General features: G+C 42.7%; 8 protein-coding genes and 2 pseudogenes. 1 reads left to right on the forward strand and 9 read right to left on the reverse strand.

Annotated features, from left to right (window positions below; translation table 11 throughout):
* Window positions 1-316: 316 nt before the first annotated feature.
* Entirely contained in the window at window positions 317-1057 is a 741-nt protein-coding gene (locus tag HMPREF1254_RS05885) for a porin family protein (RefSeq protein ID WP_023057733.1), read from the reverse strand.
* A 243-nt stretch (window positions 1058-1300) separates the two neighbouring features.
* On the opposite strand from HMPREF1254_RS05885, the gene HMPREF1254_RS05890 reads away from it, so the two are divergent.
* On the forward strand, window positions 1301-1822 hold the full coding sequence (locus HMPREF1254_RS05890) for a methylated-DNA--[protein]-cysteine S-methyltransferase (RefSeq protein WP_036880157.1): 522 nt from the start codon (window positions 1301-1303) through the stop codon (window positions 1820-1822).
* Between the two features lie 140 nt (window positions 1823-1962).
* Here the strand turns inward: HMPREF1254_RS05890 and HMPREF1254_RS11735 are convergent.
* The 8 genes and pseudogenes from HMPREF1254_RS11735 to HMPREF1254_RS05925 form a co-directional block, all read right to left on the reverse strand.
* A pseudogene (locus HMPREF1254_RS11735) lies at window positions 1963-2127 on the reverse strand (DUF3853 family protein); the annotation flags it as partial.
* A gap of 469 nt (window positions 2128-2596) precedes the next feature.
* Window positions 2597-2734 (reverse strand): hypothetical protein, encoded by a 138-nt coding sequence (locus HMPREF1254_RS11990; protein ID WP_155945427.1) that lies wholly within the window; start codon window positions 2732-2734, stop codon window positions 2597-2599.
* Between the two features lie 32 nt (window positions 2735-2766).
* Window positions 2767-3104, reverse strand: a pseudogene (locus HMPREF1254_RS05900) (DUF2149 domain-containing protein).
* Entirely contained in the window at window positions 3101-3703 is a 603-nt protein-coding gene (locus HMPREF1254_RS05905) for a MotA/TolQ/ExbB proton channel family protein (RefSeq protein ID WP_023057747.1), read from the reverse strand. Before HMPREF1254_RS05905 ends, HMPREF1254_RS05900 begins: the two are co-directional and overlap by 4 nt.
* Before the next feature lie 59 nt (window positions 3704-3762).
* Window positions 3763-4446, reverse strand: coding sequence for a hypothetical protein (locus HMPREF1254_RS05910; RefSeq protein WP_023057740.1), 684 nt, complete (start codon window positions 4444-4446; stop codon window positions 3763-3765).
* 154 nt (window positions 4447-4600) lie between these two features.
* Window positions 4601-8782: a cobaltochelatase subunit CobN gene (locus HMPREF1254_RS05915; RefSeq protein WP_023057730.1), complete on the reverse strand. Its 4182-nt coding sequence runs from the start codon at window positions 8780-8782 to the stop codon at window positions 4601-4603.
* Between the two features lie 15 nt (window positions 8783-8797).
* On the reverse strand, window positions 8798-11035 hold the full coding sequence (locus HMPREF1254_RS05920) for a TonB-dependent receptor (protein ID WP_023057748.1): 2238 nt from the start codon (window positions 11033-11035) through the stop codon (window positions 8798-8800).
* A 223-nt stretch (window positions 11036-11258) separates the two neighbouring features.
* The gene (locus HMPREF1254_RS05925; protein WP_023057743.1) at window positions 11259-11972 is read right to left on the reverse strand and encodes an HmuY family protein; all 714 of its coding nucleotides are present in this window, start codon (window positions 11970-11972) and stop codon (window positions 11259-11261) included.
* Between the last annotated feature and the right edge of the window lie 471 nt (window positions 11973-12443).

Genomic DNA, 12443 nt, shown 5'->3' on the forward strand with positions numbered 1-12443 from the left:
ATTAAGTAAAAGTTACGATATATGTGTAAAAGAGAACAAATAAACGGAAATTTATAGCAGCACGTTTATTACCGAAAAAGTATTTTTCTAAAAATACGCAATCGTAGGTGATTGATTTTCAGGAGCATGAGAAGCATAGCTAAACTCAATGACTTTAGCGTCCAAACTCTATGACTTTAACGTCCAAACTCTATGACTTTAGCACCCAAACTCTATGTTATTGAAAAACAACTGATGAGCACCACCAAAAAAAGCCTTTTCAGTTTACAATTTAGAGGATAGTGGAGAGCGTAATTTTACTCTTAGTTGGGTTTAACTACCAGAGGTCAAATACATAGCCAACCGTGAAGGTGAACACCTTGTTTTTCATGCTATCTTGGGTATATTTGTTCATCTTGGTCAGGCCGAAGTTGTATCTTGCATCCAGCACCACATGGCTGTACTCCAACGAAAAGCCAACAGGAATGGAAACGTCGAAGCGCTTTGAATAGGACAGGTTGTCATATTTTTCGGTGTAGGCATACAGCAAATGCCCCTTCTCGCCAGTCTGATAATGCGCTTTTCCTTCTTTGTCGACTGTAAATTGCGACAAGGATGCCCTACCTTTTGCCGACAAGAGATAGCCCATTTGCACGCCAGCATTGAACGAAAGACCAGGAAGAACCGCCACATGAGCCATCAAGGGAAGCGTAAGATAATCGTATTTCCACTGAACATCATCAGACGTATAGTGTACTTTTGCCTCATCAATCGTTTCTGATGACTGAAAACACATTCCCTGAACCGAATAGAACACACCGGCAGAGAACGCCACCTGATCCACCGCTTGATACTGTACGTCCAGTCCACCGATAAATCCTTCGCGGTACTTTGATTTCTGCTCAACTTCATTCTGCTGCCCATCAGGGTACAAACCACCAATGACAACGTCAAAATTAGAGATGTTTGCCAAGTTTACCCCTACCTTGGGAATCAGTGACCACGTCCCAACACTGCGTTGAGCCATGGCAAATGTGCAGGCCATCAGCAGGGCCATAGACAGCAATAACTTCTTCATGATGCTTATTTTTCTATATAAACGGACAAAGGGTGTGATTTATTACAAAAGAAGATGAAAAGCTGTAACTCTAAAGACAGGATAACAGACAGAGACAGATAAATGAACACAAAGCTGATACCAAAGCAAAACGAACGCGAAAGATGGCTTCAACATGCTCTTGCTCACAAACATTTGACACGGTCATCGGCCATTGATATCATCTTTTTCGTTATCTTTGTACAGCAACCAAGCATTTTTGGAATGGAACAATATATCGACACATACGCCTCTCCCTTAGGAATCATCACCATGGGCAGCGATGGCAAGCAGCTTACAGGATTGTGGTTTGAAGGACAGAAGCACTTCGGCGACACGCTATGTGACCAACCTTCACATCATGCGCTCCCCATTTTTGACGAGACCCGCACTTGGTTAGACGTTTATTTTCAGGGCAAACGTCCTACGTTCACACCCCCGATGCTGCTGAACGACACGCCGTTTCGCAGGACTGTATGGCAGTTATTGTTAACCATTCCGTATGGAGAAACCACCACTTACAAGGACATTGCCATGCAATGGGCCAGGCAACACGGTGTGAAAAGCATGTCGAGCCAGGCGGTGGGTGGTGCCGTTGGACGCAATCCCATCTCCATCATCATTCCTTGTCACCGGGTCATCGGCACCAACGGAAGCCTCACGGGCTATGCGGGAGGCCTGGACAGGAAGCGGTGGCTGCTGAAATTGGAACAAGCAAACATCGACAGATTCTTGCAGGCTCAGTAGAAACTTCCTGGTAAGTTCAATGAAGAAATGCAATTTTTGGAAATAAATAAAAGTGCGAATAATGGAGTGTGCAACAACACTACGTTCGAGCATGGTGTTGTCCCCTCGTAACTTGGATTACGGTCTCCGTATTATTGCTGGAGATGTACAATATCAACCACCCCATACACATATCGCTTTTCATCTTTGGAGGAGCTGTTTTCCTCCTTTGCTTTTGTGGACATATTGCCATGTTGTGCAATGAAGAGCAATTCTTCACCTATCAACTGCCAAACAGGCATGTCCAGTAATTCGTTTATCTTCATAATTCAATTGTTTTGAAATGAATAACTCGCCCTTGCACATAGGGCGTTCAGTCAGGTCTGACGATGCAAAAATAGAGGGCTTTTGGTATTATTCCAAGAGGTAAGGATGTAGCGGGAAGTAGAGGAAAATGTAAGGAAATCAACGACTATCAAAAACGCTCAATATACATTCAAAAAGTGGACTATTTTGGACTAATACACATTGTTTCTCAATCATCATTGATTGTTTAAGTAAATTATGAAAATACTTTACAACAAATAAAAAGTATTTCATGCTGAATTATTCTTCGGAGAAAAAAGTGGTTCATCCGACTTTTCGAGTGATATGACAGTCATGTAGTGCATATAGCCTTAGTTTAAAATATTCACGAAACGCCATTCTTCTTTGAGCAATCTCTTGGTCAACGACCAGCCGTGTCCAATACTGACGAAATCTTCGGATGTTTCTGTTGAAACTATTCTGCGCAGCTTATATGACAAGAAGGTGACGATCACCAGTGAGTGCGGAGGTTCGGTTGAATCCCAGCCGATGAAAAGAAGCAGCTGCGAAGATGGCATCGCTATTTCTGACGACAGCGCATTCAAGGTGACTGATAACGGTAATCATTCTTTTACTGCAAAACTTTCCATGAGTAGTTCTCATTCGGGCACATATATCACCTGTCCATTATCTAATTCGTAGGCTATTCCTATTTTTTTCCTCTGGAACCATCGGCATTACTTTTATCGTTGGACGGTGTATAACGCTCTATCTTTTTACCTTTTTTGGTAATAATCTCCATATTTTCTTTACCTGGATTTTTTACCATCGTAAAATCCTGACTGCTGAACATCTCTGGCATCTTGTACCGTGTTACCAATGCCACCATGAGAGCCACAGCAAAGACCATAGACACGTCAAAAAGATTGCCCACCACACCCATGGGATTAAAATCTTCATCGTTTGAAGATGATGCATAACGGCGACGTTTTCTCATACCTTTCCCTTGTTTTCTAAGATTAAATCTGCCAAGAACTCTAATTGTGTGCGCTGCTGCATGAACCAACGCCGCTTAACCTGCATTGTTATCATGCCTACGCCAGCCGAGAATAATCCTACGACGGTTGTGGCAAAAGCCACTTGCATATTGTACGCCATAGAAGCAATGTCGCCTGTTGACAATCCCACAAGAGCAGGTCCCATGGGAATAAGCGTTCCCATAAGTCCCAACTGTGGTCCTAATTTAGCCAACAAGGCAGGCGCGCCTATCTCTTTATTATAATCTATTTCAAATTGTGAAAGCAACCTCTCAATGTGTTGCTCGCTTCCTTTCGCGTCTAATATGCGATGTGCATAAACTAAAAGAGGCGACGTTCTTTGCGTAGGCAGCTGCTCTTTGAGACTGGGCAATCCATCGACGGTAAGAGTGTCGAAATGCTTTTCAATGACACGCACCGTATGTCGCATGCCAAGATACTGTCCGAAGAATGTCCCTAACAAAAGTAATGCTCGGATAAAGAGCAACAATAAAATTACGATGACAGGAATTAAAAGTCCTGTGGTAATCCAAAAAAGAAAATCTGAAATATAAGTCATATTTGTTTTTATTTAGTTTTCAATCAAGATGTTTTTATAATCATGTATTTATCAATGTCCTATTTTATTTTAATGTAACGTATCAATGCCCCTAAGAAAACGCCCAGTGCAAGCAACAAAGCCACTCCAGCCGTAGCGAACCAATTAACTGGCGAATTGCTATTTTGTGGTGTCGATACCCGAACCGTTGCCACAACAGCAATCATTGCCACGATTAAATTTGAAAGGAAAAGCATTTCTAAGCGTACGTCTCTATCGCCTAAAAGTCTTCGCAACAGAAAAGTGAGCAATGGTATGGATACGACAAATACTGCCGCCAATACATATGCTATGAGCGAGAACGAGAGGCCGGGCAAGCCAAAGATGCACTCAACCAGCATGGCAAAAACAACAGGAAAGATTGCAAAGCCTGGCCACCATTGTAATATAGCGTAATATATTTTTTGACGAAACGTAGCAGCCTGTGGCATCTTTGTCTTTTCCCGCGCTGCAACCATACAAAAAAGCAATTGGACAATAATGTCTACTGAAAGTATGACAGCCATATTTTGCATAATCGGCTCAGAAGCGAACCATTCGGCTATATGCGTACGCGATTGGTTAATGGCGATAGGCCATGTACTTATCGTAAACACTGCTATGAGCATGGTGTATACCGCAATTCCTTTCCACGTTCCAAAGGTTTGCTTCAATAGAAAATTGAAGCAAACCAATAACATAAGAATAGCTATGACAGTAACCATTATATCAATTTCATTGTTTAATTTTTGGGGTCTTTGTTGATTCTGAAAATTATCTATGATGGATTTTGAACATGTTTTTTAATTCAAGATGTATTCTTATATAATTTAATCAACTCATAAGATGGTATTTTTCAGAAACAGCCTTCCTTCATTTTTATCGCATTTTACGATTGCGTCGCACAATGAGTACAACAGCAATTATGGCAATAAGTACGACAATGATAATAACCGTACCGTTTACGGAGTCTGAGGTAGTATTCTGGTTGTCAGACAGAGTTTCCTTCTTCATGGTCATACCCTGTTTGCCATCAGTTGCCTTCTCTCTTATCTGATTAATGTTTCGAAGATATTGTTGCTGTTGAACGGCATTGTCCGCTCCCTCCTTCGCGATAAACTGACGGAGTTTATTATTGTTACACACAAATCCTGAACATGAAGGTTTAAAGCGGTTCACTAAGTCCATGTGCCGCGAAGCCAAGGTCTTTATTTGTTCGTGCGTAGGTTTCCACATACCTTTGCGCGCGCCTTCCAGCATCACGGCCGTTATCTCTTCAAGAGCTGCAGGATTTTTTTGTTCAAAATACTTCTGTATTCCTACTTTATATTCGTCTTTGATGTAAACTTGATAAATTTTATTCCAAAACTGTTGGTCAATCACGTTGGTACGCATCACGTTCCAACCAAAAGTGTTTTGTATTGTTTTGGCAAACTCATCAGCACCCTCTTTTCCGCTCTTGATATGCTCTTTGATGTAAGCAGGATTGAAGATGGTAGTCCGGCTCTCTATGCCCACCGCCTCTTTCAAATCTTGCATACGCATATTGTAATGATTGCGCATATCACTAATGTAAGCATCGGGTTCTTTGCCTGTTGCCTTGGTGACGGCTATGTTGAGCCCGCCCATAAACTCATAAACATGGTCTAAACTTAATGCTCCCCATAAGTTACTTTGTCGCGGTTGAACGATGACGTCCGTACGAGTAAGAGCAGCTTCGAAGGCATATTGTTTAAAATCCTCCCACTCTTTGTCATCACCATAGAAAGCTCCCATATTATTAAGATAGGTATCTGCTATCTCTGAACGGTTTTCCCATTGGTCGCTACTCATTACCATCGACTGTATGTTGGTGCCATAATTGCCATTTACTCCACCAAACACTCGTCGTGCAGCCATGCTTCGTGCTTCTTTTGGTGAAACACCTTTCTCTGTCAGCACTCGCTCGGTCTCCTTTACTCCCTCGCTTACCATGTTTTCATACTTATCATCATGAGCAGCGGCGGCCATTTCGACAGCCCTGTTGATTAAGAACAAGCGTGATGCGGCTAAGTCTCGCAACTGTCCAGAGGTCTGTACAACTACATCTATGCGTGGACGTCCTAACACTTTTGACGGAATAAGCTTGATGTCTGATATGCGTCCAAAGAAGTCACGAACGGGTTCTACCCCCAAAAGGTATAAAATCTGTGCAATAGATGCGCCTTGTGTTTCAATAAATTCACTACTCCAAAGCGTAAAGCTCACTTTTCTTGGAATGCTGTCATGGTGATGTTGTCGATACAGGGCAATGGTGTTTTCTGCCAGTTGTTTACCTTGTTCCCATGCAGCTTCGCTGGGAGTTGTTTCGGCATTAATGCTATACATGTTACGCCCTGTTGGCAATGTGTTGGGATTCGTCACAGGATCGCCCCCTGGTGAAGGTGATGTGTAGCCACCATTCATTGCGTTAAGAATGCTTCTCAATTCCATTGCGGGGCTTTGTATCAGCAATTTGCGGTATTTCGCCACGTTCATAATTGTTCGTTCGGCTTCTATGACAGCAAATGCTAAATCCTTTTCATGAGATGAGAACGAAGGCTTTTGCATTCTCATGCCACCCATTCCCATTCCCTTTGGCATATTTCCTTTCATGGAATTCATGTTCTTTTTCATGCCTTTAGCCATCGGTGACTTTTTACTCATGCCTTGCATCATAGCCATCATACTGGATGGCGCGTTAAGAGCCTCGCAAAGATGATGTGCTTTTTGCAATTCGGCAGGAGCGATACCTAATACTTGGCACACCATTTTTGGATTGCCAAGAGAAGGGTTTGCAAGAAGTTTATCTACTAACTTCTGAGCGGGGTAAAGATAACGTTGTACGAACAAAGAACGTTGTTTCATCATGACATCAGACGCTCTCCCCTTTTGCTTGTCTACTGCGAATTGCGCATATGCAATAGGATCGGCACACATCGCCATAACCGTAGAGTGCAAACCTTGGGTATCATAAGGTACTCCCAACGTGTACAAATGCCCACCGATCTTTTCGGTTGCCAATTCTTCAATAAAGTTGTCTACCTGTTGCATCTGCTCTTCATTGTACGGCCGCTTAAGGTTCGCATCTAATTGCAAGTCGCGGTGAATGCCCATTTTCACAACCATCGCCTTCACTTGCAAGGCTGTTTCCGTTATACCAGGAAGTTTTTTAGCCACTTTAGTATGATACACATCCATTTTATCCAATAATGCCTTGTACATAGTGCGTACGTCATTTTTCATATAAGGCTGTGTAAGATAGGTTTGCAAGCAAGCATACGAACGGCGTTTGGCGATAACCCCCTCGCCAACATTGCCTACTGTGTATATATATATATGAGGAATTGAACCCACTAATCTATCGGACCAGTCCTCATTGCTCAAGGCAATTTGCTTTTTTGGCGTAAACTCCATGCTGCCATGTGTGCCAAAATGCACCAACACATCAGCCTTAAAAGCATGTTGCATCCACAAATAAGACGCGATGAAAGCATGAGAGGGAGCTGCATCTGTTCCGTGTACAATCTTGAAGGAATTACCCTCTGTGCTAACAGCAAGTTGAGGCATGAGAACAATATTGCCCAATTGTATTCGTGGTATAGCCAATTCGCCTTTGTCTGTCGCTAAGTAATTACCGGGAAATTCTCCATTCTTCTCTACTATTTCCTTATATTTCTCACCAACGATAGATGCCTTTACCCATTTATCATATTCCTCTTTATTTACCAGCGCAGGATGCCCTGCATGAATGAAATGAGCGATGGCACCTTTGGCATATGTACCCAAAACCGCTCCTTGCTGTTGAATAAGTTTTTCAAGTTCCTCTGCTGATGACGGAAGACCTTGCACATTATACCCCTGTTGCTTCATGGTGGTGAGCAAATTGAACAATGAAGAGCAGACGTCCATACCACTTGCTGTTAAGGCATTTTGGCCAGGCCCCTTGTAATAATAAATGGCAACACGTTTTTTGCTGTTTGGTATATTTTTCAAGCGAATATAATTGTTTACCGTTTTCACAAAAGTGTTCAATCTGTCGGGTATCGCATCTACATAATCAAGACCGTCTTTTCCCTTATAATGAGCGAAAAGAGCAAACGGACGGATAGCTCCATCTATCTCTGGCATAGTTACGCTTTGCGATAAAAATCCCCCCATCATTCCCTGTTTGTCATTACGCCAATCCTTCTCTGGTTGGTTTACGTTGAGCGGAGCGAACAAGGGAATGTTCTTTTGCTGCAAGAAAGCTACCAAGTTATCACCAACTCGTCCATGTGCCATATTGATAACTGCACGCAGAGGAATGCTGTCAGCATGCCCCTCTTCTATAAATTTTCGAATGTCGTTAACAGGATAAACATTATTTCCTGTTTGTTCCAATCGTTCAATCAACGAGGTAGGTTCGCCCATCGGACCCATGACCACTATTGCCGGTGCGCCTTCGTGCCACAACCCTTGTTTTTTTAAATAAGCATTGTATTCTTTTACAGAGTTAAACTGCAGATCATCGGCAGCCTTATCCTCTGTTTTCGGACGATGATGCAACAGCCCAAGTATATGTTCTACTACAGGTTGTGGAGTTGGAGCCTTAAAGTATTTAGCGTCAATGTATTTGCGTACATACAAGGCGAGATTACGATAGTTTTGTCGTCCACCGTTTCCCAGGTACAGCCGCAAGGTGTCAGCACTAACCTGGTCAATGGTCGTAAAATCGTTTTCGGGAGTTGTAATCATCGTACTTAGTATGGGAACCCCCTTTTGGGCAGCCGTCGTGATGAGCTTGCGCTGTTCACCAGTAAGTTTCAGCCCCATGGCTTGCACAAACACCATGTCGTACTTGTTGAGCTCGTCAAGATTTTCTGCACTTAAATTTTCTATCTTAATCATTCCATTGTCGTTGGCGCGACTAATTTGAGCAAGTTCAATGGCTTGATAATTTACAAATGCAATACGGGTACGTGAGAACCAATGATTCCATCCCCATGTTGCCAAAATGATGACTATTATTGTAATAGCGGCAATGATAATTTTCTTTTTCATTATGTTCTAATATGATTATAGCTTGAGCATATCTGCAATATTAATAGAAATCGTAGCAACATAAGTACGACCATTTTGTGGATATTGTAATCCTGAATCAACAGCTTTGTCCTTATAGTTCAGCAAATTATCAATCATGACACCGATAGTAATGCCATGGGGTAATTGCGAGCGCAAGTTGAGCGAACAGATAGTGCGTGCATCAAAATCTTCTCGCGTGAAGCTCTCAACGACTTTACCTGTCTGCTCATCTTTATTACTTTTGTAAGTGTAGGTAGAGAGAGCCGACACCCAGTTGGTGTAGAGTGACAACGTTTCTGTCGTCTTTCCCCATTTCTTTGAATATACGGCACTTAACTTGGCGCTATGTGGACGCAGCCATGACAGGTTATATCCATTTTTCTTATTATAATCGGTAATATAGGTGTATGCTCCCGCAAGTTGCAGCCCCCAGACAAACTTGTAATTGGCCGTCGCCTCCACCCCAAACGTCCTAACGCTGTCGGCGTTTTCCCATCTCATGTCCATGTTTTTTTCTGGATGAACATACGCATAAGTTATCTTGTTGAGATAATTATTATAGTAAGACGACAGGGAAAGGTTCAACCCATTCTTATCATATTCGACAGATGCGGACAATTGGCTTCCCACTTCAGGTTTCAAGTTAGGATTGCCATACATTTGTATAAGTCCACCCATGGTCCATTCTTGATACAACTCTTTTAGGTTTGGCGCACGATACCCTTGTGAATAACCTGCGCGGGCAGTAACAAACGCCCAAGGGCGATACATGACTGATAGTTTGGGTGTAAAGTGCAGCTTATATCTTGTAACCTTGTCGGCACGCACGCCCGCCACGATGTTCAGTTGCCGCCACGGTTTCCAGTCTTCCTGCAAACAGCAAGAAAATTGACTTGTGTGCATTTGTGCAGTGTCTGGCAGGAAATAATGTTTCAAGTCTTCGCGAACATAGTCAACACCTGCGCTTATGGTGTGTTTTCCTAACGTACCCGAATAATACAGTCTTCCCGTTGTGTTGATGTTGCGATACACATGTTCTTTCAGGTCTACCTTGTCAAACACATTGGTCTTCTGATAGTCGTCACGTATCACGGTCAGCTCTATGTTCTGATTGCTGGATGGTATGTATGACAGTTTTCCGCTCAATGTCAAATCCGTGTAAACCTGATGCAGTTTTTTGTATTCATTGCTCGGACGCCTGTTGTTATAGTACGAGCCCCGAAAATCCGCGCGTAGCTGGTCGTTGAACACGTATGACAATTTTTGAGAGACATCCAATATGCTGTATCCGTGAATGGTAGACTGGTAAGCAGGCAGCGTATCACGCTTAACCACCCCGTTAGACAAACGTGTCTCACGCACCTTACCGGTACTGTCGGCAATGGTATACGACTCACGCTTGCGATACCCGAACGAGGTGAGTGCTGAAAAGTTCTTACGGTTGACACCTGCCGAAACCGAGTACATCTCGCCGTTTCGCCCTGCATATCGGGTGGAAACGCGAGCGGTAACGGGACGGAAACCTTTGCGTGTAATGATGTTGATAACACCCCCGATGGCTCTGCTGTCGTATAAGGTGGCAGCAGCTCCGCGCACGATCTCTATCCGTTCAATGTCGTTTACGTTAAACCTGCCGTAATCTATGTTGTTGGCACCACCCTCTCCACTGATTCTCTCACCGTCGAGCAAAAAGAGTACCGCCTTTCCGCCCAGACCCTGGTAAGTGATTTCGGTAGCTTGTGACATGTCATTGTACGAGAATTGCAATCCCGGTAATGCCGTTTGCAGCAGTGTGGTAAGGTCTATGGCGTTTATCGTTTCTATTTCGCGCCGCGAGATAACTCGTGTCAGTACAGGCATATCTTTTAATGGGCGGTCACTACGGGTTCCAGTTACAACCACTTCGTTCAAGTTGGTGCGCGAGGGGAACAGCGTAATGCTGGCGTCTTGACCGGGGCGTGCGATGACATGTTTGGGCTGAAAGCCTACATACGAAGCAGTAATGTCATAATTACGATTTTCGTTGACCGTGATTTCAAACATGCCTTTGCTATTCGTTCCTTGCTTAATGGTAGTGCCAGAAACCGCAATGAGTGCTCCTGGCAGCGGTCTGTTGCATTCATCGGTTACCGTTCCACGAATGGTATAGCGAGAGGATGCAGCGTCGGCTTTGGCAGAGGTCGTGACAAATTGGAGTATTGCGAATAAGCAGAGCAAGAATATTTTGTTCATGAAAACAAAGAAAAAATAGATGAGGGTTACCTACCTTTGATGGTTTGTTTGTTTCTCACCATATTTATTATATAGTGAGCGATATTGCGGTGAAAGAAGTATAGGTGACAACGCCTTTCCGAGAATGGACATTCGGTTTGATAGGTTGCTGCCTTGATAAAGCAAAAAAGCCACCTTTCATGCCCTTATCAGCGGAATGAAAGGTGGTTATATTCATAAGGGTTTATTTTTTTCTAACAAACTTGTAGTCGAATGACACTTGTTTCTTCTTTCCTGTCGCATCAGTAATTTCTGTGAACTTGATGGCTGCAAAACTTCCATCCTTGAATTTTACAATAAAGATGCGCCCTTTGTTTGCCATTTCATATTGCCCCATCCCCGCACGACGCATATACTTGTGCAGATTAGGATTAGAAAATCCCTTGCTGTATCCCATTGTCGGAGGCATCTGCATCATACCTGCCATATCTACCAAAATCCATACAGGCTTGTCTGGTGTCCATGTTCCACCCTTGGGAAGTTCAGTGATTTGGTCAAGAGAGGTGGTATCCTTACCTGCAATCATCACCTCACCGCCATTGGTCATGGGGTCATACAAGTGGAAAGCGATGTGCCACTTCTTTGGTTCGTTATTAGCACGCTCGGGTACCTCTTTGGTAATCTGATCCATTTCGCCCGTTTGCCGGTTCATCATGCCATACACCCATGTGCGATAATCTGTCTGGGTTTCAGTCTTGCCACTTTCCAAATCAATGTAAACCCACTTGTCGTAGTTGGTCATTTGTTTTTCTTGCAACAAAATATCGACATGCTTGCAAATCGCACTTTGTTCTTCTTTCTCTTTCTTTTGGGATAAATCCTCTGATTTGTCACACGATGTCCATGTAAAGACCATGGCTGTAAGGCCCAAAAACAGGGCGGTAGTCATTTTTTTCATTTTAATAATTGTTTGAATAATGAGTGTTATAAATTTGGTTGCAAAGGTACGAAAATGAAAAAAAATGCAAAATACCTATTTTTATGTATTTCGATCACTTATCAATAAGCTAATAAAATGATTTTTTTAGAGAAGTAACAAGTTGTAGGTAGAAGAGAAATGATGAGCCTTAATATTAGGTAAGAACATTTACAAGGAAACAACTTAAAGGACATAGATTAATTATTTTACAAGTTTCATATTGAACAAGCTAACAACTTGATAGACAACTTAATGTCTTAAAAAACTCACATTTATACCTACAAACAGGTATGCCTAAGTAACATCCCAATTAGTAGGTATTGCTCATTATATTGATAAGACGTACTTTTGCAACTCAAAAGGCACCATAACTCAAATATGCGTACCGCATTTGGTTTGCGCACTATTATAGAGATGCATTTACACTTTTACAAAATAACAATTAACATG

It is taken from the genome of Prevotella sp. BV3P1, assembly GCF_000479005.1.
Classification (GTDB): domain Bacteria; phylum Bacteroidota; class Bacteroidia; order Bacteroidales; family Bacteroidaceae; genus Prevotella.